Origin of the sequence: Geodermatophilus marinus (assembly GCF_003428645.1) — a bacterium.
Lineage (GTDB): Bacteria > Actinomycetota > Actinomycetes > Mycobacteriales > Geodermatophilaceae > Geodermatophilus.
The window spans coordinates 25,094-47,565 of sequence record NZ_QVQH01000016.1 but is presented as its reverse complement, the minus strand read 5'-3'; the positions used below and the strand labels follow the sequence as shown (position 1 = coordinate 47,565).

The 22,472-nt window shown below is 75.7% G+C and carries 28 protein-coding genes and 1 tRNA gene; 11 read left to right on the top strand and 18 right to left on the bottom strand.

Annotated features, from left to right (window positions below):
* Window positions 1-42: 42 nt before the first annotated feature.
* From D0Z06_RS16780 to D0Z06_RS16745, 8 genes are all read right to left on the bottom strand, one after another.
* Window positions 43-561 (bottom strand): hypothetical protein, encoded by a 519-nt coding sequence (locus tag D0Z06_RS16780; RefSeq protein WP_147332076.1) that lies wholly within the window; start codon window positions 559-561, stop codon window positions 43-45.
* Between the two features lie 96 nt (window positions 562-657).
* Complete coding sequence (locus D0Z06_RS16775; RefSeq protein ID WP_233517746.1) at window positions 658-1,464, bottom strand: DUF4386 domain-containing protein; 807 nt, start codon at window positions 1,462-1,464, stop codon at window positions 658-660.
* Window positions 1,465-1,656: 192 nt separating this feature from the next.
* The gene (locus D0Z06_RS16770; RefSeq protein WP_117378693.1) at window positions 1,657-2,316 is read right to left on the bottom strand and encodes a response regulator transcription factor; all 660 of its coding nucleotides are present in this window, start codon (window positions 2,314-2,316) and stop codon (window positions 1,657-1,659) included.
* A gap of 12 nt (window positions 2,317-2,328) precedes the next feature.
* Window positions 2,329-3,375, bottom strand: a complete 1,047-nt coding sequence (locus tag D0Z06_RS16765; protein WP_117378692.1) for a sensor histidine kinase — start codon at window positions 3,373-3,375, stop codon at window positions 2,329-2,331.
* A gap of 83 nt (window positions 3,376-3,458) precedes the next feature.
* Window positions 3,459-4,256 (bottom strand): DUF4386 domain-containing protein, encoded by a 798-nt coding sequence (locus D0Z06_RS16760; RefSeq protein ID WP_117378691.1) that lies wholly within the window; start codon window positions 4,254-4,256, stop codon window positions 3,459-3,461.
* Window positions 4,257-4,283: 27 nt separating this feature from the next.
* The gene (locus D0Z06_RS16755) at window positions 4,284-5,252 is read right to left on the bottom strand and encodes an NAD(P)-dependent alcohol dehydrogenase (protein ID WP_117378690.1); all 969 of its coding nucleotides are present in this window, start codon (window positions 5,250-5,252) and stop codon (window positions 4,284-4,286) included.
* A gap of 147 nt (window positions 5,253-5,399) precedes the next feature.
* Complete coding sequence (locus D0Z06_RS16750; protein WP_117378689.1) at window positions 5,400-6,839, bottom strand: serine hydrolase domain-containing protein; 1,440 nt, start codon at window positions 6,837-6,839, stop codon at window positions 5,400-5,402.
* 4 nt (window positions 6,840-6,843) lie between these two features.
* Entirely contained in the window at window positions 6,844-7,344 is a 501-nt protein-coding gene (locus D0Z06_RS16745) for an anthrone oxygenase family protein (protein ID WP_117378688.1), read from the bottom strand.
* 430 nt (window positions 7,345-7,774) lie between these two features.
* Between D0Z06_RS16745 and D0Z06_RS16740 the strand changes: the two genes are divergently transcribed.
* Window positions 7,775-8,584 (top strand): GAF and ANTAR domain-containing protein, encoded by an 810-nt coding sequence (locus D0Z06_RS16740; RefSeq protein ID WP_117378687.1) that lies wholly within the window; start codon window positions 7,775-7,777, stop codon window positions 8,582-8,584.
* 599 nt (window positions 8,585-9,183) lie between these two features.
* Here the strand turns inward: D0Z06_RS16740 and D0Z06_RS16730 are convergent.
* The 5 genes from D0Z06_RS16730 to D0Z06_RS16710 all read right to left on the bottom strand — a co-directional run bounded on the left by D0Z06_RS16730 (window position 9,184) and on the right by D0Z06_RS16710 (window position 11,517).
* Entirely contained in the window at window positions 9,184-9,594 is a 411-nt protein-coding gene (locus D0Z06_RS16730; RefSeq protein ID WP_117378686.1) for an arsenate-mycothiol transferase ArsC, read from the bottom strand.
* 77 nt (window positions 9,595-9,671) lie between these two features.
* The gene (locus D0Z06_RS16725) at window positions 9,672-9,959 is read right to left on the bottom strand and encodes a three-helix bundle dimerization domain-containing protein (protein WP_117378685.1); all 288 of its coding nucleotides are present in this window, start codon (window positions 9,957-9,959) and stop codon (window positions 9,672-9,674) included.
* Entirely contained in the window at window positions 9,956-10,771 is an 816-nt protein-coding gene (locus tag D0Z06_RS16720; RefSeq protein WP_199522373.1) for an aquaporin, read from the bottom strand. Before D0Z06_RS16720 ends, D0Z06_RS16725 begins: the two co-directional genes overlap by 4 nt.
* The gene (locus D0Z06_RS16715; RefSeq protein ID WP_117378684.1) at window positions 10,762-11,073 is read right to left on the bottom strand and encodes an ArsR/SmtB family transcription factor; all 312 of its coding nucleotides are present in this window, start codon (window positions 11,071-11,073) and stop codon (window positions 10,762-10,764) included. Before D0Z06_RS16715 ends, D0Z06_RS16720 begins: the two co-directional genes overlap by 10 nt.
* 93 nt (window positions 11,074-11,166) lie before the next feature.
* Entirely contained in the window at window positions 11,167-11,517 is a 351-nt protein-coding gene (locus tag D0Z06_RS16710) for an Rv2640c family ArsR-like transcriptional regulator (RefSeq protein ID WP_117378683.1), read from the bottom strand.
* 93 nt (window positions 11,518-11,610) lie between these two features.
* On the opposite strand from D0Z06_RS16710, the gene D0Z06_RS16705 reads away from it, so the two are divergent.
* The 5 genes from D0Z06_RS16705 (at window position 11,611) to D0Z06_RS16685 (ending at window position 14,548) form a co-directional block, all read left to right on the top strand.
* Window positions 11,611-12,081: an ArsI/CadI family heavy metal resistance metalloenzyme gene (locus tag D0Z06_RS16705; RefSeq protein ID WP_199522372.1), complete on the top strand. Its 471-nt coding sequence runs from the start codon at window positions 11,611-11,613 to the stop codon at window positions 12,079-12,081.
* Window positions 12,082-12,168: 87 nt separating this feature from the next.
* Complete coding sequence (locus D0Z06_RS16700) at window positions 12,169-12,684, top strand: pyridoxamine 5'-phosphate oxidase family protein (protein ID WP_117378681.1); 516 nt, start codon at window positions 12,169-12,171, stop codon at window positions 12,682-12,684.
* 58 nt (window positions 12,685-12,742) lie between these two features.
* Entirely contained in the window at window positions 12,743-13,828 is a 1,086-nt protein-coding gene (locus D0Z06_RS16695) for a DUF3616 domain-containing protein (RefSeq protein WP_117378680.1), read from the top strand.
* A 161-nt stretch (window positions 13,829-13,989) separates the two neighbouring features.
* Complete coding sequence (locus D0Z06_RS16690) at window positions 13,990-14,193, top strand: hypothetical protein (RefSeq protein ID WP_147332075.1); 204 nt, start codon at window positions 13,990-13,992, stop codon at window positions 14,191-14,193.
* Window positions 14,194-14,302: 109 nt separating this feature from the next.
* Window positions 14,303-14,548: a hypothetical protein gene (locus tag D0Z06_RS16685; protein WP_117378678.1), complete on the top strand. Its 246-nt coding sequence runs from the start codon at window positions 14,303-14,305 to the stop codon at window positions 14,546-14,548.
* 80 nt (window positions 14,549-14,628) lie between these two features.
* On the opposite strand, the gene D0Z06_RS16680 is transcribed toward D0Z06_RS16685, so the two are convergent.
* The 4 genes from D0Z06_RS16680 to D0Z06_RS16665 all read right to left on the bottom strand — a co-directional run bounded on the left by D0Z06_RS16680 (window position 14,629) and on the right by D0Z06_RS16665 (window position 17,873).
* Window positions 14,629-14,904, bottom strand: a complete 276-nt coding sequence (locus tag D0Z06_RS16680; RefSeq protein WP_117378741.1) for a ubiquitin-like small modifier protein 1 — start codon at window positions 14,902-14,904, stop codon at window positions 14,629-14,631.
* 5 nt (window positions 14,905-14,909) lie between these two features.
* Entirely contained in the window at window positions 14,910-15,992 is a 1,083-nt protein-coding gene (locus D0Z06_RS16675; RefSeq protein WP_117378677.1) for a WD40/YVTN/BNR-like repeat-containing protein, read from the bottom strand.
* Window positions 15,993-16,102: 110 nt separating this feature from the next.
* Window positions 16,103-16,597: a hypothetical protein gene (locus D0Z06_RS16670; RefSeq protein ID WP_199522371.1), complete on the bottom strand. Its 495-nt coding sequence runs from the start codon at window positions 16,595-16,597 to the stop codon at window positions 16,103-16,105.
* 82 nt (window positions 16,598-16,679) lie between these two features.
* Window positions 16,680-17,873 carry a L,D-transpeptidase gene (locus D0Z06_RS16665; RefSeq protein ID WP_117378676.1) on the bottom strand — a complete coding sequence of 398 codons (1,194 nt, stop codon included), beginning with the start codon at window positions 17,871-17,873 and terminating at the stop codon, window positions 16,680-16,682.
* A 161-nt stretch (window positions 17,874-18,034) separates the two neighbouring features.
* Between D0Z06_RS16665 and D0Z06_RS16660 the strand changes: the two genes are divergently transcribed.
* From D0Z06_RS16660 to D0Z06_RS16650, 3 genes are all read left to right on the top strand, one after another.
* Window positions 18,035-18,107 (top strand) — tRNA-Lys (locus D0Z06_RS16660).
* Window positions 18,108-18,254: 147 nt separating this feature from the next.
* Entirely contained in the window at window positions 18,255-19,073 is an 819-nt protein-coding gene (locus tag D0Z06_RS16655; protein ID WP_117378675.1) for an NAD(P)H-binding protein, read from the top strand.
* A 603-nt stretch (window positions 19,074-19,676) separates the two neighbouring features.
* Window positions 19,677-20,018 carry a hypothetical protein gene (locus D0Z06_RS16650; protein WP_117378740.1) on the top strand — a complete coding sequence of 114 codons (342 nt, stop codon included), beginning with the start codon at window positions 19,677-19,679 and terminating at the stop codon, window positions 20,016-20,018.
* On the opposite strand, the gene D0Z06_RS16645 is transcribed toward D0Z06_RS16650, so the two are convergent.
* On the bottom strand, window positions 19,975-21,168 hold the full coding sequence (locus D0Z06_RS16645) for an MFS transporter (RefSeq protein ID WP_233517745.1): 1,194 nt from the start codon (window positions 21,166-21,168) through the stop codon (window positions 19,975-19,977). The genes D0Z06_RS16650 and D0Z06_RS16645 overlap by 44 nt on opposite strands.
* An 87-nt stretch (window positions 21,169-21,255) precedes the next feature.
* On the opposite strand from D0Z06_RS16645, the gene D0Z06_RS16640 reads away from it, so the two are divergent.
* Both D0Z06_RS16640 and D0Z06_RS16635 read left to right on the top strand, forming a co-directional pair.
* Complete coding sequence (locus tag D0Z06_RS16640) at window positions 21,256-21,798, top strand: DUF488 domain-containing protein (RefSeq protein ID WP_117378674.1); 543 nt, start codon at window positions 21,256-21,258, stop codon at window positions 21,796-21,798.
* The gene (locus D0Z06_RS16635; RefSeq protein ID WP_117378673.1) at window positions 21,795-22,439 is read left to right on the top strand and encodes a nitroreductase family protein; all 645 of its coding nucleotides are present in this window, start codon (window positions 21,795-21,797) and stop codon (window positions 22,437-22,439) included. Before D0Z06_RS16640 ends, D0Z06_RS16635 begins: the two co-directional genes overlap by 4 nt.
* The last annotated feature ends 33 nt before the right edge of the window (window positions 22,440-22,472 follow it).

Genomic DNA, 22,472 nt, shown 5'->3' with positions numbered 1-22,472 from the left:
GGCCGCGACGACCGCGAGCAGCGGGGACCTCTCCCGCCGCCATCAGCGCGCCACGATCTCGGCGTCACTGCACCGGCCCAGCTCGACCAGGCCGCGGATCGGCCGCCGGGCCACGCAGTAGGTCGCCCCGGATCTCGCCTCGTCCCGCGCGACGCGAGCGACTGCGGGCCCGGCCTTGAGCACGCCGACGGCGACGAGCCAGACGCCGAAGTCGACGTAGGTGAGCCAGAACCGGGTCAGGACGCTCAGGGCGACGGTCACCGCGGTGATGACGGCGATCTCAGCGACAAGTGCCGCCATCAGGTGGCGACGGGTGCTGGCCGTGGCATGCGCCTCGCCCGCGGCGGCGAGCGGCGTGGCGGTGAACCAGCCGCCCGGTGCGCGGAAGGGCACCTTGTGGCGGAGGGCCAGGAACACCCCGGTGCCGGTGAGCATGATGGCGCCGCTGATCGCCGCGTCGGCGGCGCCCTGGTGCCTGGCGTGCCAGCCGTAGGCGCACAGGGTCACCCCGATGACCACCGCGAGGCCGCCCTCCCAGCGCAGGTACTCGCGGAAGCTCATCGCCGGCCCGATCGCGGGGCAGCCCACCGGCCGGGCCCGGTCGGCGGGGTCATGGCCGAGCCGGGCCGCGTCGGGTGCACCGTGGCCGAGCGCAGGTCATGTGGCGGCGGTCGGCGCCGGGGCGGACGGGGACCCCGCCGGCGCGCTGAGCCGGGCGGGTCGGGCGCCGCGGATCAGCAACCACGCGATCATGACCAGCTCGGCGACCGAGGTGAGCGTGCCGACCACCGGGTCGAGGGTGTCGCGGACGCCGGGGACCAGGAACAGCAGGACCGTGTCGACGAGGAAGCCGACGCCACCGGCGATCAGCAGCACGCCGAGCCAGCGCGGGAACATGCCCGAGCGGTAGACCAGGTAGCCCAGCGGCAGCAGCCACAGCCCGAAGAACACCTGGGCGCTGAGGTAGCCGTAGTGGTGGGTGTCGAGCAGCAGCAGCGCGGTCGCCGCGGACCCGCTGTCGCCGAGCGCGGCCGGGTAGGGCTCCTCGGTGGCGGCCAGCAGGGCGGCGAAGGACGAGCTGAGCACGGCGAAGGTGATGGCGGTGCCGACGGCGGTGAAGACCACCATCGCCCGGGCGGCGTCGGCGTGCACGTGCCGCAGCAGCCGGTACAGCGCCATCGCGGTGAGCAGCAGGAACGTGGCCATGAGCAGGTCGGCGACGTAGCCGAGGCGGAACAGCGTGGGCTGCTCGGCCAGGTTGGCCGCGGTCGCCGCGGCGTCACCGGGCACGTACAGCTCACCCCGGACGACGAGGTGCGCGAAGACACCGAACACCAGCACGAGCAGGTAGAACAGGCCCGCGATCCGCGCCAGCCGGCGGGGTGAGGCCGGGGCCGGGCCGATGCCCGCGGCCGCCGGGGTGGTCGGTGTCGGCGTCGGAGGAGTCGTCGGCGTCTTCGTCACACTGCACCACCGGAGGTCAGGTCGGCTCGCCGGGGAGCGAGAGGTCGGGGACGGGGACCGGAGGATGGCGGCGATGCCGCCGTCACCGCCTGCCCCTCACCCTTCGCGTCGGTCCGGCCGGCGACCATCCGTGCTGACACCCATCTCCGGCCGGTCCTGCCGTGCACAGCCGGGGGCGGCTGCCGGGGCCGATCAGGGCTCGACGAGGCCGTTGCGGATGGCGTAGCGGGTGACCTCGACCCGGTCGCGCAGGCCGAGCTTGTCCAGGATGTTCGCCCGGTGCCGCTCGACGGTCTTCGGGCTGATGGCGAGCAGCTCGGCGATCTCACCGGAGCTGTGCCCCTCGGCGATCAGCTTGGAGACCTCGCTCTCCCGCGGGGTCAGCGGCCCGCGACCGGGTCGCTCCCCGCGGGCGGCCCGGTCCACGTAGTCGCGCATGAGCGCGGACAGTGCGGCGGGGTAGATGAACGGCTCGCCGCGCAGCGCGGCCCGGCAGGCGTCGACGATGTCACGGTCGGCCTGCCGCTTGAGCACGTAGCCGGCCGCGCCGGCGGCGACCGCCTCGAAGAAGTACTGCTCCCGGTCGTACATCGACAGCAGCAGCACCGGCAGGGCCGGGCGGCGGCGGGTGAGCTCCCGCGTCGCCTGCAGGCCGGTCATCCGGGGCATGGCGACGTCGAGGATGGCCAGGTCGATGTCGGTGGCGGCGATCTGCTGCACCGCGTCGAGACCGTCGACGGCCTCGGCGACCACCTGCAGGTCGGCCTGCCGCTCGAGGACGGCCTTCAGGCCCTCGCGGACGACGGCGTGGTCGTCGGCGATCAGCACGCGGGCGGGGAAGGGGATCGGCATGGTCGGACGGGGTCAGCCGGTGAGGTTGGCCGCGGGTACCGCCAGGCGGACCCGCACGCCGCGGGAGGGGGGGCTGTCGATGCGCAGCCGGCCGCCGATCAGCAGGGCGCGCTCCCGCATGCCGCGCATCCCCTGGTCCTCGCCGGCTTCCCCCAGCCCGCGGCCGTCGTCGCTGACCTGCAGCACCAGCTCGTCCGCGGTGACCGCGACCGCGACCGCGATCCGGGTGGCCTCGGCGTGGCGGGCGGCGTTGGTCAGCGCCTCCTGCGTGATGCGGTAGACGGCCAGCTCCGCCTCGCCGGTCATCGGCGGCAGGCGCTCCGGGAACGTCGCGTCGACCCGTGCCTGCGCGTGCTGGCGGAAGGAGGCGACCAGGGCGTCCAGCCCGCTGCGCAGCCCGAGGTCGGTGAGCACGCCGGGGCGCACCTGGTGGGCCAGCGCGCCCACCTCGTCGATCGTCGCCCGTGCCTCCTCCTGCACCCCCTCCACGCGCGCACGCAGGGACGCGGGAACATCGTCGTGGATGCGGCCCAACTGCAGGAGGATGCCGGTGAGCCGCTGCCCGATCTCGTCGTGCAGTTCCTGGCCGATGCGCCGGCGCTCGGCCTCCATGCCCGTGATCGTCCGGCGCACGCTGGCGCGCCGCTCGGCCTCCAGCCGATCGAGCATGGTGTTGAAGCCGGCGATCAGCGTCCGGGTCTCGGGGCCGCCCATCTCCGGCAGCCGCTCGCGCGGCTGCAGCAGGTCGAGGGTCTCCATCTGCCGGACGAGCGCGGTCAGTCCCCGGAAGCTGATCCGCAGCAGCACCGCGTTGGCAACCACCAGCAGCGCCAGCCCGACGCCGAGGATCGTCCATTCGTCCCCGGTCACCGGGAAGGACACCGTCGCGGGGGTGAAGGTCAGCGCCAACACCGCGGCGAGCAGGATGGTGGCGTTCACGGCGACGACCCGCGCGTACAGCGAGGCGCGCCGCCGGGCCGCGACGGGCCGTTTCTGCCCCGGCCTGCGCGCCCGCGCGGCAGGCAGCGAGACCAGGGGCGCCGGCGGGGGCGTCGTCATGACCTCCACCCTGACGGGCAGCCGGGGCGGGAGGTAAGCCCTTTCGCCCCCACCCGCCGTCGGCCGGGCCCGCACGGGCACGGTCACCGGACGGTCGCCTCCCGCGCAGCCGGTGGAGGCATCCGGCCCGTCGGGGTGGCCGCGTCGCGGGCGTGCCAGGTCCGCGCGTCGACGCCCTTGATCAGCAGCCAGAGGAAGAAGGGCACCTCGCCGACGACGGCGGTGACACCGACCAACCACCCGAAGGCGTCGTCGTAGCCGCTCCACAGCAGGTGGCCGAGGCTGTCGGCCAGGTAGCCGGCCGCGGCGACGGCCAGCAGGACGCCGAGGAGCCGGGGCACGAACCCGGCCCGGAAGACCAGCCAGCCCAGCAGCAGCAGCGAGAAGCCGAAGAAGATCTGCGAGACGAACACGCCGTCCCCGTGGCTGTCCAGCGCCAGCAGCGCGAGCGCGTCGCGCTGCCCGGTGTCGACCGCGTCGAGGTACCCGGCGTCGCCGACCAGTCGCAGCGCGAGGATCGACGCGAGCAGGCCCACCCCGATCACGACGGCCTCGCCGAACCGGGCGAACGCCGCGGTCAGCGCCACCGCGCGGTTCACCGGCCGGAACAGCAGGTACAGCAGCACCGGCATCGCGATCTCGACGAGCACGATCACGACCTCGACGGCGATGCCGGCGCGGAACAGGCCACCCGAGTCGCGCAGGTTGGCCGCGGTCGCGGCGGCGTCGCCGTCCACCACGATCTGCCCGGGCACGTACAGCAGGGCGAACGGCCCGAGCACCGCCAGCACGACGAACAGCGCGCCGATCACCCGGGCCAGCCGGTTCGGGTTCGCGACGTCCGGTCGGGCCGTCGTCTCGGTTGCCGTCTCAGTTGCCATGTCAGGTCTCCGCGGTGGCCGGTCCGGTCAGACGGTGAGAGCGAGCTTGCCCCGCGCGCGTCCCGCGCTGAGGTGGTCGACCGCGGCCCGTGCATCGGCCAGCGCGTACGTGGTGTCCACCGCCGGGGACAGGCGGCCGGACTGCACCAGGTCGGCGAGCACCTCGAGGTCCCGGGCGTTCTCCGAGGAGATGAACGTGCCCAGCTCCTGGCGCACGAACGGCGAGAGCAGCATCGCGCGCACCTGACGGTCCACGCCGCCGACCACCTTCCCGCCGCCCTCGCCGCCGACGATGACCAGCCGCCCGGTGGGCATGAGAGCACGTCGCAGAGCTCGCAGCGGCCGGTTGCCACCGATGTCGAGGACGACGTCCCAGCGCCGCCGGCCGTCGGTGACGTCGTCCCGGGTGTAGTCGATGACCTCGTCGGCGCCGAGCCCGGCGACCAGGTCGGTCTTGGCCGTGCTGCACACGCCGGTGACGTGCGCGCCGTGCGCCTTCGCGAGCTGGACGGCGAAGCTGCCCACGCCGCCGGAGGCGCCGAGGACGAGCACGCGCTGCCCCGGGCGGACCTGCCCGTGGTCGCGGACGGCCTGCAGCGCTGCCAGACCGGAGACCCCGACCGTGGCCGCCTCGGGGAAGCCGACCTTGGCCGGCTTGGCGACCAGCTTGTCCTCCCGGGCACGGGCGTGCTCGGCGAACGAACCCGCGGCGATGCCGAACACCTCGTCGCCGGGGGCGAACCGGGTCACCCTCTCCCCGACGTCCTCCACGACGCCGGCGACGTCCAGGCCGGGCACCGGGTTCTTCGGGCCGCGCAGCCCGAACATCAGCCGCACCAGGTACGGCAGGCCGGCCATCAGGTGCCACGTGCCCCGGTCCACGCCCGCGGCCTGCACCCGGACCAGAACCTCCTCCGGTCCGATCTGCGGCCGCTCGACATCGCTGAACTCGAGGACGTCCACACCGCCGTAGCCGCGTTGCACGATCGCCTTCATCGGTCTCTCCCGAGGGTCGGCAGACCGGCGCCTGGTGCCGCCGGTGACGCGCAGGGCCTCCGCGTCGTGAACCCACGCTCGCGCTCCCTCCCACTGCGAACCATCCGTGGCGGCACCCATTTACGTCGATCACTTCCGCGCGACAGGTCAGGACGAGCCGGACCGTCCGGTGTACGCGACGGCCAGCCTGAAGACAGCCCACAGCACGCCAGTCACGGCGGTGGCGGTCATCGCCAGACCGAGATCGGGCTGGAACAGGCGGATCGTGCGCAGCGGTGAGCCGAGCAGCCTCGGCACCAGGTCGAGGACGACCCATGCCGCGCCGGCCGTGGTGAGCAGCGGGAACCACAGGCTGAACAGCCCGAAGGCGCCCGACTTGGCGCGGATCTCGCCGCGGTGACGCCACGCCCAGACCATGCTGAGCAGGTAGATCACCGGCAGGAGCACCAGAGCGACGAACAGAGCCTTCTGGAAGATGCGGGACCCCTCGCCCTCGTAGTCGAAGCCCAACGCCGCGGCGGTGATGCCGTTGCGGAGCTGGGCCGTCTCCCCGAAGCCCACTCCGCTTCCTCCGTTGACCAGCACCACGACCCCCTTCCCCTCGGCGGGGACCATCGTGGCGAGCGATTCGAAACCGGGTGTGGAGCCGGAGTGCCAGACGCGCCCGTTGCCGGAATCCACGAACCAGCCGAAGCCGTAGAACGGGGATGCTCCGCCGGCCGGGCGCATCATCGACGCCTTGCCCGCCGCGCTCAGCACGTCGTCCTCGCCGTTCATCATCACCAGCAGGTAGCGCGCCAGATCGCCGGCGCTCGCGACGATCCCGCCCTGAGGAGCCGTTCCGCGCTCGGTCACGCCCGTGGGCAGCGGACGCTTGGCACCGAACCACGGGGTGTGCCCGGTGGCCATCGCCGGATGGACCTCGCCGTCGGCGACGAAGCTGTGCTCCATGCCGACCGGTTCCAGGACGTTCGTGGCGACGTAGTCCTGGAACTCCTGTCCACTCACGACCTCGACCAGGCGCCCGAGGATCTCGTAGTTCGCGTTGGAGTACTCCCACTTCTCGCCGGGTGCGTAGGCCGGAGTGGCCGCGGCGAGCCGGTCCACGCGGCGCGCGAGCTCGTCCGCGCCGCCGGTGGTGTCGGTGTGCGAGACGTTGCCCTGCAGCGTCGAGAAGCCGCTCGTGTGGCTGAGCAGCTGCCGGACCGTGATCGCGCCGGCGGGTCGGCCCGAGAAGGTGTCGAGGTAGCGCGAGACCTCGGCGTCCGGGTCGACCTCGCCCGCCTCGACCAGCTGCATCACGGCCAGTGCCGTGAAACTCTTCGAGATCGAGCCGGTCACGAAGGCCGTGTCCGGCGTGACCTCCACGTCTCCTCCGCCCCTGACCACGCCGCGCCCGCCGACCGAGGTGATCCGGCCGTCGGCCACCACGGCGTAGGCCAGGCCGGGGACGCCCGAGGGGGCCAGCTCGCGGTCGACGACATCCTCGATCGACCCGACGGGCACCCGTGCCTGCGCGGGACCACCGACGCCGAGAACGAGCAAGGTTGCGCTGCCGAGTGCGAGAAGGCTCAGGAGTCGCCGCAACGGATCATCCGGCCAGTGCGAGGACGAGCAGCAGCACGGCCACGACGGACGCGACGGTGCGCGCCAGGTTCCAGCGCGTCCACCGCGACTCGAACCCGACACGGACCCGCTCGGCCCCCGGTCCGTCGAGAACGCCCACGTCGACCGCCTGCAGCCGGTTGTTGAGCGGGATGTTCACCGCCACCGTCGGAAGGTGCACGCCGACCACGGAAACGGCGGCCGCAGCGACGAGCAGCCCCGGACCCGGGCCACCCTCGGACAGCAGGCGCACCACGACCGCGAGCACTGGCAGGACAGCCGACCCGGCCCACACAGCGAGGAAGACAGGCTGCCCGGCCTGGATCACGCCGTCGACGGCGCGGAACGCGCTGAGGAACTCATGGTCCCCGAGCCCGCGGAAGCCCGGCATCACCACGACGGCGAAGGAGAACAGCAAGCCCGCCACCAGAGCACAGCAGAGAACGGCCGCGATCGCGATCGAGTCGACCGGCAGCGTGAGGTCCATGCGCCTCCTCCAGACGGATTCCGTGGCCGGCAGCCGGGCTGCAGCCCGGTCTGCACCGCGCCATCCCCCAAGGCTGCTGTGCCAGGGCGACCGCCACCATCAGTGGCGGCACCCAATCGACTGCCGGCCCGGTGGCGATGAACCTCTTCGGTCACCACGCCGAGCTGGGGGGGCAGATCCGGGGGCAACTGACCGCTCAGGACCGCTGTAGACCGCTCAGAACCGCTCCGGGACGTACGAGAAGGCCGCTATCCTGCGGATTCGCCGGGCCACCAGGCCCGGGACCGGCCTCACTCGCGGGTTCGAGCCCCGTCACTCACCCCACGAGGAGAGGCCCCGGTCGGGCGACCGACCGGGGCCTTCTCCCTGCCCGGCGCCGCCCGATCCCCGAGGGGTGCCCGGGTCGGCCGGTCCGCCCTAGGGTCGGTGGATGGACGGGAGCCCCGATCGAGCCGGTCGCTCGGAGCACAGCGACGAGGAGCAGCGTCCTGCCTCGGCCACGGGCGTCGGGCCAGGCGGTGAGGGTGCGCTGCCCAACCTGGGCGAGATCATGGGGCAGGTGGCCCGGGCGCTGCAGCAGGAGCACGGCGACGTCGAGGCGACGCTGGGGGCCATCACCGCCGCGGCGGTGCGCTCGGTGCCCGGCAGCGACGACTGCGGCGTCACGCTGGTGATCGACCGCCGCCGGGTGGAGTCCCGCGCGCCGACCGGCGAACTGCCGCGCGTGATCGACCTCGTGCAGGAGCGGCTCGGCGAGGGCCCGTGCCTGGACGCCGTCTACGAGGAGAAGACGGTCCGGATCGACGACATCGACGCCGAGGCCCGCTGGCCGCGGTTCGCCCGAGAGGCGGCCCGGGCGGGTATGGGCAGCCTCCTGAGCTTCCAGCTGTTCGTCACCGGCGGCACTCTCGGGGCGCTGAACCTCTACGCGCGTCGGCCGCACGCCTTCGACGAGGAGTCCGAGTCGGTCGGGCTGGTCTTCGCCAGCCACGCCGCCATCGCGCTGGCCGGCGCCCAGCAGGAGGAGCACCTGCGCGCGGCGGTCGCCAGCCGCGACCTGATCGGCCAGGCGAAGGGCATCCTCATGGAGCGGTTCAAGGTCACCGCGGACGAGGCCTTCCGCATCCTGGTCGGCGCCTCCTCGCACACCAACCGCAAGGTCGTCGACCTCGCCGAGGAGCTCTGCACCACCGGCGTCCTGCCCGATCCACGCCCCGGTCGCCGCGGGGGCGACCGCTGAGCAGGCGCGTGACGGCAGCGGCCCCCACCGCCGGGGTCAGGGCCACCCGGGGGGCCCGGCCGCCCAGCTCGACCAGCGCCAGTACGAGGCCGGCTTCGGCCCCTGCATGGACGCCGTCATCTCCGGCGGGGTCATCGCCATCGACGCCACCGCCCACGAGGCCGCCTACCCCGACTTCGCCCGGCTCGCGGACCCGGCTGTCCACCTTCCTCGCCGGCACCTTCCTGCTCGTCCTCGTCGTCGCGCTCGGCGACGTGGTCGCGATCATCCCGATGGCCGCCCTCGTCGCGGTGATGGTCTTCGTGTCGATCGCCACCTTCGACTGGCACAGCATGCGCACCATCCACCGCATGCCGCGCAGCGAGACCACCGAGATGCTGTCGACCGTCGCGGTCACCCCGGTCACCCACAACCCGGCCGTCGGCGTCTGTGTCGGCGTCCTGGTCGACTGCGTGCTGTTCGCCCGCCGGGTGGCCCACCTCGTCGAGGTCACCAGCGTCCTCGACCCTGAGGGCGGCACCCGCGTCTACTCCCCGCCGACCGCTACGAGCGGCACCCCGGCCGCCTGGCCGGGGCCCACCGATGCGCGGCGGGACGGGTCAGCTCCGCGCCGGCGCGAGCTCGGCGAGGAGGGTGAGCACCCGGGTCTCGACGTCGTCGACGATCCGCCGCACGGTGTCGAGGTCCTGGCCCTTCGGGTCCTCGACCGGCCAGTCCTCGTAGCGCTTACCCGGGAACACCGGGCAGGTCTCGCCGCAGCCCATCGTCACCACCACGTCGGCGGCGCGGACCAGGTCGGCGTCCAGCAGCGTGGGCACGTGGTCGTCGACCGGCAGCCCGCGGTCGGCCAGCACCTGCGCCACGGCGGGATTGACGCCGGCGCCCGGCTCGGAGCCGGCGGAGTGGACCTCGACGGCGTCCCCGCCGTGGTGGCGGGCGAGGACCTGCGCGGCCACGGAGCGGCCGGAGTTGTGGATGCAGGCGAACAGGATGCTGGGGCGGTCGGTCACGCCGGTCCTCTCGGGTGGGCGGGGTGCTGGGTCGGGATGGTCTGGCGGGCGCCCGCTGCGGCCGGGCGGGCCGGTGGTCAGCGGGTGCCGGAGGGGAGAGCGGCGCCGGCCGGGGGGAGCCCGGGCAGCAGCGAGGCGATCAGGTCGCGCACGCGGGCGTCGAGCCGTTCGCGGGCGAACCGGCCGGCGGGCACCGGCCGGAAAGTGGTCACCCGCGCCGAGGCGGCCAGCCGGTCGTGGCTGTCCCGGTAGACAGCTACGACCTCGTCACGGGAGAAGCGGTCGGCGTGGTCGCGGACCAGGTCGTCGAGGACCCGCCACGCCTGGGGGTCGCCTGGGCCCGGCTCGGGCGTGCACGCGGTCATGACCGTGCTCCTCCCTGCGCCGGCTCGGACGCGGGACCGGGGGCGGTACCGGTGGGCCCGGCACCGGAGGGTTCCGGCGCGGCGGCACCGGCGGCGTGCGGCACGGGGTGCTCGTGCGGGACGACCGCCCGCTCGGCGCGCTCGGCCGTCTCCGGGTAGAGCAGCGCGACCACGGCCACCGCGGCGGCCGCGCCGATCAGCTGCATGAGCAGGAACATCGGCACCGAGACCGGCGCGATGCCGGCGAACGTGTCCGACAGCATCCGGGCGACGGCGACCTGGGGATTGGCGAACGAGGTGCTCGAGGACCAGAAGTAGGCGGCGGCGATGTACGCGCCGACGGCGAAGGCGGCCAGACCTCCGCGGCCGGCCCGCACCAGCCCGAAGACCAGCACGACCAGGCCGAAGGTGGCCAGCACCTCGGACAGCCACAGCCCGGCCGCTGCGCGGTCGGTGGTCGCGATGCTCACCGCTGGCAGGTCGAACATCAGGTTGGCCATGACCGCCCCGACGGCGCCGCCGGCGAACTGCGCGGGCAGGTAGGCGGCGACCTGGCGGTTGCCGACCCCGCCGAAGGCGCGGGCGGCGAGGGTGACGACGGGGTTGAGGTGCGCGCCGGAGACCGGGCCGAAGGCCAGGATGAGCGCGACCAGCCCGGCGCCGGTGACCAGCGCGTTCTCCAGCAGCTGCAGCCCGGGGTCGGTCGGGGACAGCCGGGAGGCGGCGATGCCCGAGCCGATGACGACGGCGACCAGCCCGGCCGAGCCGAGGAACTCCGCGACCGCCTGGCGGGCCAGCAGGCTCAGTCGCACGGCCGCTTCACCACCAGCGCCAGGCGGGCCCGCGACGCCAGCCCGGCGTAGTGGGCGGAGACGACCTCCAGCACCTCCGGGCGCAGCCGGTAGTAGGTGAACCGGCCGGCGGGCTCGGCCTCCACCGCACCCACGCCGCGCAGGACGCGCAGGTGGTTGCTCAGGTTGCTGCTGGTCGCCCCGGTGAGCTCCACCAGGTGGCAGACGCACAGCTGCTCGGCGGCCAGCAGCTCGACGATCCGCGCGCGCGTGGGGTCGGCGAGCGCCCGGAGCAACTCGTCAGTCACCGGTGATGTCAGCACGCGCTGATGCAACGACGGCCGCACCCGCCGGTCAAGCGAACAGCCGGTGAACGCCGCCGGTCGCCCCGGGGGCGCCGCGCCAGGAGTGCCGCGTCAGCAGCAGTCGGGGTCGAGGACCCGCACGAGCGCACCGAGCGCCTCCCGGCGCGCCCGGTGGTACACGTTCATCCCGCGGCGCTCCCCCGAGACGAGCCCGGCCTTCCGCAACTGCCCGAGGTGGTGGCTCACCGTCGCCTCGGTGAGGCCCACGGCCGGCGCCAGGTCGCAGGTGCAGACCTCGCCGCGGGCCATCAGCAGGGAGAGCAGGCGCAGCCGGGTGGGGTCGGCCAGTGCCTTGAGCCGCAGCGCGACCCCCACCGCGTCGTCCTCCCCCATCGGCGCGGCCGCGACCGGCGCACAGCACACGGGCGCGGAGGTGTCGACGACGGGCAGGGCCTTCGGCATGGCACCCAGTCTGCCACCTTCTTGACATATGTCGAGAGAGCGAGCACGGTGGTGCCGCTAGTTCGACATATGTCTCACCAATCGGAGGTTCCCGTGTCCCGCGTCCAGCTCGCCCTCAACGTCGACGACCTCGAGCAGGCCGTCTCGTTCTACTCCACGCTCCTCGGCACCGGGCCGGCCAAGCGGCGGCCCGGGTACGCCAACTTCGCCGTCGCCGAGCCGCCGCTCAAGCTCGTGCTCCTGGAGAACCCCGGCTCCGGGGGCACCGTCAACCACCTCGGCGTCGAGGTCGACTCGCCGGGCACCGTGCGCGCCGAGATCGACCGGCTGACCGCCGCCGGGCTCCTCGCCGACGAGGAGATGGGCACCACCTGCTGCTACGCCACCCAGGACAAGGCCTGGCTGACCGCCCCGGACGGCGAGCGCTGGGAGGTCTACACGGTGCTGGCCGACAGCCCCACCTTCGGCACCGGCCCGTCCGCGCCCACCGACCCGGGGGCGACGGCGTGCTGCGGCAGCGGTGCGCAGGCGGCCCCCGGCAGGCCCCCGGCGGCCTGCTGCTGACCGGCCCTCACCCCGGTACCGGCGCGTCCGGCACCGATGATCCCCCGGCGCCCGGGGGGTCGGTACCGGGGACGAGAGGGGAACGCCATGACGACGACTGCACCGACCACCGAGATCGACGCGCGCTACGGCGACCCGGGCGCCGCGCCCCGCACGTGGGAGGAGGCCCGGGACGCCCTCGCCGCCGCGGGCACCACGTTCCTGGTCAGCGTCCGCCCCGACGGCCGTCCCCACGTGACCCCGCTGATCACCGTGTGGCACGACGGCGCGCTGCACTTCTGCACCGGCGCGGAGGAGCGCAAGGCCCGCAACCTGGCGGCCGACCCGCGGGTGGCGCTGGCCACCGGCACCGGTGCGCTGCACGAGGGGCTCGACGTCGTCCTCGAGGGGACCGCCCGGCGGGTCACCGACCGCGGGACCCTCCAGGTCCTGGCCGACGCCTGGGAGGCGAAGTACGGCGCGGAGTGGCACTTCGACGTGGTCGACGGCGGTTTCGCCGGGGAGGGCGGGCCGGCGCTGGTGTTCCGGGTGCGCCCGGAGACCGCCTTCGGGTTCGGCAAGGCCCCCTACAGCCAGACCCGCTGGCGGTTCACGACCGCGTGACCGCCGCCACGCGCGGAGGACTCCCCGTCCGGCCGATCCCGTGCCAGGGTGCGCCGCCATGACCGTCGAGCGCTCCGTCCGGCTGACCTTCTCCCACTCCTCCCGCACGTCCGCGACCCACACCAACCTCTCCGCCGTCCGCAGCGACGGGCCGGTCCTGTGGGTCGCCGGGGACGAGACGGCCACCGTCGAGCGACTGGTGGCCGACGACCCGGACCACCCGTCCGAGTACGCCGCGCAGACGACCTTCCGGCTGGCCGACCTCGTCGACCTGCCCGGCGCCGACGCCGACGAGGAGGCCGACGTCGAGGGTCTGGCCCGCTCGGGGCACTTCCTCTGGGCGGTGGGATCGCACAGCCTGCGCCGCCGGCGGATCCGCGACGAGCACGACGGCGAGAAGGCGCTGCGCCGGCTCGCGCGGGTGACCGGCCAGGCCAACCGCCAGGTGATCGTCCGCCTCCCCGTCGCCGACGTGGGCGGCCTGCCCACCCCGGTCCGCGAGCTGACCGTCGACGGCCGGACCCACCGGGCCGCCGTCTTCGGCACCCGCGGCCGCGACCTCCGCGAGCTGCTGGCCGACGACGAGCACCTGGCCCCGTTCCTGCCGCTCCCCGGCAAGGACAACGGCCTCGACGTCGAGGGCATCGCGGTGCGCGGCGACCGGGTCTACCTCGGCCTGCGCGGGCCCGTGCTGCGCGGCTGGGCCGTCGTCCTGGAGCTGCGGCCGGAGGTCGACCCCGACGACCCCGCGCGGCTGCGGCTGACCCGCTTCTGCCGGGGCCGCCGCTACCGCAAGCACGTGCTGCGGATGGACGGCCTCGGCGTGCGCGACCTGTGCCCGCACGGCGAGGACCTGCTCGTCCTCGCCGGCCCGACCATGGACCTCGACGGCCCGGTGCGGGTCTACCGCTGGCACGGGGCGTGCGCGGCCGAGACGCCCCAGGTGGTGCGCGGGGAGGCGCTGACCCGCGAGGTGGAGATCCCCTTCGGCGACGGCGACGACCACGCCGAGGGCATCGGTCTGGTCGACGCCGACGAGCACCGGCTGCTGGTCGTCTACGACAGCCCGGCCCCCTCCCGGCTCGTCGGCGACTCGGTGACCGCGGACGTCGTCAAGCTGCCCGCCCGGCCGGCCGCCGGCTGACCCCGGGCGCGCCGGGGCCGCGGTACGCGGGGAGCGCCGAGCCGAGGTCGCGCGACCGGCGCCCGGACGACGTCCCGCGCGGGTGCCGCCGTCCCAGGTCTGCCCGGCTGGGGCGGGGACAGTCGGGACTGCGGCGGACCGCCGTGCTCGACCCCGGCCGGATGCGTCTGCTGCTGGCGCGCATCCGCCGGGCCGAGCAGGACCTGCACCACCGCGCCATCGCCGAGGAACTGCCCGACGGCCTCGCCCTCGTGCTGCGCACCCGCTCCTGCGACTGCGGCACCGACCGCGACGTGGCGCCGGCGCGGCGCATCCAGGAGGTCCTGGACGGGACCGACGGCGGCCCGCCGGTCCGGCGGTGGTGAACACCCGGGTCGGGGTGCACGGGGTCGGTGTGCACGGTGGGACCGCTGTGCCGGACACGCCCGCCGCCGGTGCTGGTCCCGCACCGGTGCCGCTGGCGACCCTGGCCCCATGACGCTCGCCTACTCCTACGGGACCGCGCACGCGGTCGTCATGGTCGGCTCGGTGGGCAGCGCGGAGGGCCTGGTCGCGCGGCAGATCGGCCCGGCGCACGCCACCATCGGCCGGGTCAACGGCCGCAGCCGCAAGGCGCTGTGCGGCGCCTACGTGGCGCTCGACGAGGAGACCGTGTGGCCGCCGGAGGGCTACGAGCCCGGGCAGCTGTGCGCCGAGTGCGCCACGCTCGCCACCCTCTGACCACCCCCCGTCCGCGGGACCGGCCTCCCGCACCCCGCCGGACCCGGCAGGTCCCCCGTCCTGCCGGGCCCGGCCGCTCGTCAGCCGCCGGCGACCGAGGGCAGCACCTGCACCGTCGCGCCCTCGGGCACCGCGGTCCCGAGGCCCCCGGCGAAGCGCACGTCGTCGCCGTCGACGTAGACGTTGACGAACCGGCGGATCGCCCCGGCCTCGTCGCGGATCCGCCGGCCGAGCACCGGGTGGGCGGCGTCGAGCCCGTCCAGCACGTCGCGCAGGGTCCCGCCCCCGGCGTCGACCCTCAGGTGCCGCTCGCCGCCGGCCAGGTCGGCGAGGGACCCCGGCAGCAGGACCTCCACCGCGGTCACGGCAGCCGCGCCGCGCGGAGCACGAGCACGTCCGGCAGGTGGGCGGCGACGGTGGTGAACGTGTCGCCCTCGTCGCGGCTGGCGTAGACGCAGCCGTCCCGGGTGCCGACGTAGAGGCCGGTGGGGTCGCCCTCGTCGGCGCAGGCCGCGTCCCGCACCACCGCCGTCCACGAGGCGTCGGGCAGCCCGGCGCCGACCTCGGCCCACGTCGCGCCGGCGTCCCGGGTGCGGTGCACCCGCAGCCGGCCGCCGGGGGGCACCCGCTGCACGTCGGCGACCAGCGGCACCACCCAGGCGGTGCCCGGGGTGGAGGGCGAGGCCACGACCGGGAAGCCGAAGTCGGCCGGCAGGCCCTCGGCGATCGAGGTCCAGCTCGCGCCGCCGTCGTCGGTGCGGAACACGCCGAAGTGGTTCTGCGCGTACATCCGGTCCGGGCCCGCGGCGTCGACGGCCACCTTGTGCACGCACTGGCCGTACTCGGGCGGCGGCTCGGGCAGGAAGACCGCGCTGATCCCCTGGTTGCGCGGCTGCCACTTCTCCGCGCCGTCCTCGCTGACGTACACGCCGCCGGTGCTCATCGCGACCGTCACCCGGTCCGACGCCGGGTCGGGCAGCACCGTGTGCACCGCACCGCCGCCGGCGCCGGGCTCCCACGTGGGCCGGTGCGGGTGGTCCCACAGGCCGCGCACGAGCTCGAAGTTCGCGCCGCCGTCCGAGCTGCGCCACAGCGAGTGCGGCTCGCAGCCGGCCCAGACCACGTCGGGCCGCTCGGCGGTGTCGGGTCGCAGCTGCCAGACCCGGGCCAGCGCGGCGCCGGTGCCCTCGGGGAATCGGATCGCGCCGGACTCCGTCTCCTCCCACGTGCCGCCGAGGTCGTCGGAGCGCATCACGGTGGGGCCCCAGTGGCCGTACTGGATGCCGGCCAGCAGGCGCGGCCGCGCCCGCCGGGTGTCGACGGCGACGGCCGCGACCTCCTGGGCGAGGAGGTGGGGGCCGTCGAGTGTCCAGGTGCGGCGGTCGTCGTCGCTGCGGGCGAGGAAGAGGCCCTTGCGCGTGCCGATGGCGAGCAGGTCGGTCATGGCGCCCTCCGGTCCGGGGCGCCCGGACGGCGCCCCCGCGGGGTAGGACCCGCGGGAGCGCCGGAACTCATCGGCCGGTCAGCAGCGGGCGGCCACCGGGCCGCGCCGCCTCAGCGGCGGGTGGCGCCGCCGGTGGGGTGCTCGTCCCCGGCCGGCGTCGGGTGCCCCTCCCCCGCGCGCCCCTGGACGACGGTGTCGCCCTGGGCAGCGGTGCCACCCTCGACCGCGGTGCCGCCCTCGACGACGTGCCGCCGGTCCCGGTCGGCCAGGCCGGGAGCCAGCTTGTCCGCCTTGGCCCGGAGCTGCTCGGCGGCCGAGGCGTGCTCCTGCGCGGCGGCCGCCCGCTGCGCGGCCTCCTCCTCGGCCAGGCGGGTCCGCTCCTCGACCTCCAGGCGCTCCCGGCGGGCCCGGGCGGCCTGCTCCTCGGCGGCCGCGCGGTCCCGCTCCGCCTGGGCGTGGCGCTGCTCCGCCTCCCGCAGGTGCTCGCGGGCCTGCTCCCGCTTGCGCGCGCCGTTGATGCGGCTGCGCTTGGCCATGGCGAGCGCCAGGACGGCGAGCAGCACCACCGCCGCGACGACGATCAGCACGATCACCCACGTGTCCACGGTCATCTCCTCGCGCTCGGGGACGGGCGGATCGCTCAGTTCCCCGGCGGGCGGGCGGTGAAACGCCTGGTGGGTGGCGCGCTCAGCCCAGCGCGCTGCCGGCGACCCACTCGTCCCAGGGGATCGTCCAGTCGGAGATGTCGCCGTCGGCGCGGGACAGGTCCGGGCCGGTCGAGTTGCGGATCTCCACGACGTCCCCCGGCCGGGAGAACTCGAAGAACCAGGCCGCCCGCTCGGTGGAGAGGTTGATGCAGCCGTGCGACACGTTCTCGTGGCCCTGCTGCGCGACCGACCACGGGGCGGCGTGCACGAACTCCCCGTTGTTCGACAGGCGGACGGCGTACTCCACCGGCGTCCGGTAGCCGTCGGGGCTGTCCACGGGGACCCCGTAGGTGCTCGAGTCCATGACCCGGTTGCGGTTGAGCTCGGTCACCACGTGGGGGCCGTCGTGGCTGGGGTTCTCGGGGCTGCCGGCGCTCATCGGCCAGGTCTGCACCAGCCGGTCGCCGTCGTACACCTCGAGGGTGTGGGTCGCGGCGTCGGCGATCGAGACGTGCCGGTCGCCGACGTGGAAGGCGACCGTGCGGTCCTTCTCCCCCCAGACGCCGCCGCCGAGGTCGACGCCGTGCAGGTCGGCCTCCAGGGTCACGTCGGTGTCGGCCGGCCAGTAGGTCGAGGGCCGGAAGTGCACCTCGGTGTCGGAGAACCAGCTCCACCGGCCGTCGGTGGGCCGCGAGCTGGTGACCAGCAGGTGGCTCTCGGCCGCCGCCCGGTCGGTGACCGGCTCGTCGAAGTAGACCCGGATCGGCATGCCGACCCCCACGGTGGTGCCGTCGAGGGGCCCGATGCCCGGGGTGGTGAGGACGTCGGGGGTGACGGTGGTGAAGGTGGCCACCGCCTCCGCGGTCGCGTCGTCCGCCCCCTCGGCGGTCGCGGTGACCGTGTAGGTGGTGCCGTAGTCGAGGTCGTCCTCCGGCGTCCACAGCTCGGCGCCGGCGCCGTCCGGGGCGTCGGCGACCGAACCGGGCACCTCGGCGCCCGCGTCGTCGACGACCGTGACCTCGGTGAGCTCGCCGTCGGTGACGGAGATCTCCACCGGGTCGGCCGGGGCCACGTCGGTGGCGCCGTCGGCCGGGGTCAGCTCGACCGCCGCGGAGGGGGCCGGCGGGGTCGAGGTGGTCGTCCCGGCGGCCACCGCACCCCCGCTGCCGTTCCCCTGGCAGCCGGTCAGCAGGAGCAGTGCCCCTGTCGTGACCAGCACGGCCGTGCGTCGCATGACGTCCCCTCCCGTGTCACGCGCCCGGCGGGCGCCGGGCACGGCCTCCCAGTGTCCACGCCGGGACGGCGGAGCCGGTGGCGCCGGGCCGGGGTCGGGCGGCACGGGGGTCGGGGGCGCTGGTATCGTTCTCCCCCGTTGCCCGGCCCCCCGGGCGGCACGCGCCATTAGCTCAATTGGCAGAGCAGCTGACTCTTAATCAGCGGGTTCGGGGTTCGAGTCCCTGATGGCGCACCCTCCTCCTCCGCACCAGCGGCGACGTCCACGGGACGTCGCCGCTTCCGTGTCCGGACCGTCGCCCGGCCCCGACCGGTACGTGTCACCCCCGCGCGCTAGACCTGTCCGGGTCAGCTGCAGCCACGGGCGGGAGGTCCTCCGACGATGTCCGAGCCGACGACGCTGGTGCTGGGCGCCACCGGCACGACCGGGCGGCGCGTCGCCGCCGAGCTGGCCCGCGCGGGGCACCGGGTGCGGCCGGCCTCCCGGTCCGGGGCGGTGCCGTTCGACTGGCACGACCCCGCGACCTGGCCGGCGGCCGTCGAGGGTGCCACCGGCCTGTACCTCATGGCACCCGACGGGGTGCCGGTCGATCCCGCGTTCGTCGACCTGGCGGTGCGGGCCGGTGTGCGGCGCGTCGTGCTGCTCTCCAGCGCCGCGGTCGAGGAGATGGGCGACCAGCGGCTGCTCGGCGCCGAGCGCGCGGTGCGCGGGAGCGGGGCCGGCTGGACGATCCTGCGCCCGAACTGGTTCGACCAGGACTTCGACGAGGGCTTCCTCCGGGCCGGGGTGCTCGCCGGGGTGGTGGCCGTGCCGGTCGGCGGGCTGCGGCAGGCGTTCGTCGACGCCGGTGACGTCGCCGCGGTCGCGGCCGCCGCCCTCACCACCGACGACCACGCCGGGCGGGTGCACGAGCTGCACGGCCCCGAGGCGCTGACCTTCGACGAGGCGGTGGCGACCGTCGCGCGGGTCAGCGGCCTGCGCGTGCAGTTCGACGGCAGCGACGAGGGCTTCCTGGACGCGCAGCGCGCCGCCGGGCTCCCGGTGGAGGCCGCGCAGCAGGCGCTGCCCGCCTTCGCCGCGCTGCGCCGGCGCGGGGACGACGTCCCGAACGGGGTGGTGGCGGAGATCACCGGCCGCCCGCCGGTGGCCTTCGGCGACTACGCCGCCGCGGCCGCCGCCCGGGGGGCCTGGTCGGCGTGAGCGGCACCCCCGGCGCCCGTCCCGCCCGCGGACGCGCGGCGGGGCCGGCCGCGATCCCCCTCGCGACCGGCCCCGTGCGTCCCCCGGCCGGTGCGCCGTCCCCCACGGCGTCCCGGCCCGGACTGCCGGCGGCTCCGTCCCCCCGTGCTGCGGAGACGCCGGCGCTTCCCGTTCGTCGCCGTTCCCCCGCGGCGACGAGGAGAACGGTGCCGGACGGTCCGCAGGAGCCCCGCCGCGTTCCCGCAAGGAACCCTCAAGACCTCGGGCCGGGGGCCCCCGCCGGCTCCCGGCAGCGGATCAGGGTGTTCCCGGGTTCCCGCGGGAGCGTCGGGGCGGCAGGCTCGCGGTGAGCTGCCGGGAAGTGCCGAGGAGGTCGCGATGACGATGGGCACGCACGCCTGGGTCCGGGTCGAGGGCCCGCCGGCAGCGCCGCGCTCCCCCGGGGTCCTGAGCCGGCTGCTGCACCGCCGCCCGCGGCGGGTGGCGACGACGGGGGGCACCGGCCCCGCTGACGGCCCCGCGGGTGTCCGCCCGCGGCCACCGCACGACCCGTGCCGGCGGACGGCCCCGCGGGCCCGTCGTCCGGCGGGCGACAATGGCGCCGTGACCGACCCCCACACCACCGGACGGCGCACCGCCGACGAACTGGTCGCCCTGCTGAGCGCCGACGACCACGAGGCCGCCGACGCGCTGCTCGCAGGGGTCCCGACCATCCGCGAGCTGGTCTACGTCGGGGCCGGCCTGACCGGCATCGCCCGCACCGAGAGCCGGCGGCTGCCCCCGGCGCAGCGGGCCCAGGCCACCACCCGGCACCTGCACCTCGGCATCCTCCGCGACCGGAACCGCAGCGACCTCGACGGGCTGCGGGTGTGGCTGCGGCGCTCGGCCGAGGAGGTCGTGCTCATCCGCTCGCAGCTGGCCCTGGCCGAGCGCTTCGCCGGCTGACCGGCGCCGGGCGGGCCGCCGCCCGGGCCAGCGGCAGCGTCAGCAGCAGCACCACCGCCACCGCGGTGTAGGTCCACGGCAGCCCGGCGCGCTCGGCGGCCAGCCCGAGCACCAGCGCACCCACGGCGGTGCCGGTGTCGAAGGATGCGTTCCACATCGCGCTGGCCGCGGTGGCCCCGCTCTCGCCCGCCCGCGCGAAGGCGCGCAGCAGGGTGAGGTTCTGCACCGCCCCGTAGCCGATCCCGAACAGCGCCGCGCCGGCGAGCACCCACCCGTCGCCGGCGACCAGCCCCGCCGCGACCCCGGCGAGCCCCAACGCGGCGGCGACCAGGCCGGCCGGCAGCAGCGCGCCGGTCCCGAGCCGGTCGGCCAGCAGCCCCGCCCGCCAGCGGGCGACCGCCCCGGTCACCCCGAAGACCAGCAGGGCAACGGTGGCCAGCGCCCCGTCGGGACGCTCGATGGGCAGGAAGGTCACCAGTCCCCCGCCGGCCAGGGTCACCACGAGCAGCACGGCCGCCGGGACCATCGCGGCCCGCGCCGCCGCCGCGGAGGCGGTGCCCGAGGCCGGCGGGAGGGTCACGGCGCGCACCAGGCCGGGCACCAGCGGCAGGGCCAGCACCGGCGCGGCGGAGAGCCACGCCAGCCACCCCACCTGACCGCCGAGGACGAGGGCGACCCCGGCCGGGACCGCGACCAGGTTGGGCACCGCGATCGCCAGCCCGTACAGCCCGATCGCCTCCCCGCGCCGGTCGGCCGGCGCGACCCGGGCGGCCAGCATCGCGCCGAGCACGGTCAGCACGGCGAACCCGGCGCCGCGGACCGCCGACACGGCCGACAGCCACGCCAGCCCGTCGTCCACCGCGTACAGCGGCGCGGGCGCGCCCAGCGCGAGCAGCCCGGCCGCCAGCACCGGCCCGATGCCGAACCGGGCGGTCGCCGCCGGCACCAGCGCCTGCCCCGCCACGGTGACGACCAGGAAGACCGTCGTGACCAGGCCCGCGGTGCCCGCCGGGGCGCCACCGGCCACGGCGTAGGCCGGCAGGGAGGCCAGGGTCAGGCAGAAGCTGACGAACCCCAGCGCGGTCGCGCCGACGAGGGCCCGCATCGCCGGCAGCCGCCACAGGGACGTCCGCTCCCCCGCCGTCTCCACACCGCTCCCCTCACCGCGGGCACCGTCGCCCGGCCGACCAGCATGACCGCCGCGCCTTCGCGGCCGCGCGGCGGGTAGGGGTCGGGCGTGCCGCTGCTCACGGTCGGCCACGGCGCCGACGACCGCGAGGCCCTGGCCGGCCGGCTCACCGCCGCCGGGATCGGGCTGGTCGTCGACGTGCGCCGGTTCCCGGGCAGCCGCCGCAACCCCGACGTCCGCCGCGAGGCGCTGGAGCGGTGGCTGCCGCGCAGCGGGATCGGTTACCGGTGGGACGAGCGGCTCGGCGGCCGGCGCCGGCTGCCGGCGGGCGAGCCGGTGGCCGACGACTGGTGGACCGTGGCCCAGTTCGCCGCCTACGCCGCGCACACCCGGACGCCGGGGTTCGCCGCCGCGCTCGACGAGCTCCTGGCCGGGGCCGCTGACCGGGCCGTCGCCGTGCTGTGCAGCGAGTACGTGTGGTGGCGCTGCCACCGGCGGCTGGTCGCCGACGTCGCCGTCCTCGGCCGCGGCGTGCCGGTCACGCACCTGCTCCCCGGCGGGCGCAGCGCACCGCACGTGCCGGCGGCCGGCGCGGTGCGCTCCCCCGACGGCCGCGTGCACTGGCCGGCGTCGGGCAGGGTGGGCCCATGACGCTGCCGCTGACCCCTGACGAGCTGCTGACGACCACCCGCGCGGTCCGCAGGCGGCTGGACCTCACCCGGCCGGTGCCCCTGGAGCTGGTGCGGGAGTGCCTCGAGGTGGCGCTGCAGGCGCCGTCGGGCTCCAACGCGCAGACCTGGCACTGGCTGGTCGTGACCGACCCGGGGCAGCGCGCCGCCCTCGGCGAGGTGTACCGCGCCCAGTTCGCCCGGTACGCCGGATCGCGCGGGTTCGCCGGGAGGTTGTTCGCCGACCGCCCGGAGCGGGCGCAGGTGCAGCAGCGGGTCGGCGACAGCGCCGCGTGGCTCGGCGAGCACCTCGGCGAGGTCCCCGTGCTCGTGGTGCCCTGCGTGGCCACCGGCGGGCCGCTGCCGGCCGGCAACCAGGCCGGCCTGTGGGGCTCGCTGCTGCCCGCGGTGTGGAGCTACATGCTCGCCGCGCGGGCCCGCGGCCTGGGCACCGCCTGGACGTCGCTGCACCTGGGCGCCGAGGCCGAGGTCGCCGGGATCCTGGGCCTGCCGGACGGCGTGCACCAGGGTGCGCTGGTGCCCACCGCCTTCTACACGGGCGAGACGTTCCAGCCCGCCCCGCGCGAGCCGCTGGACACCGTCCTGCACCTGGACCGCTGGTGAGCGGAGTGGATCCGTCGCGGTGACATCGCGGTG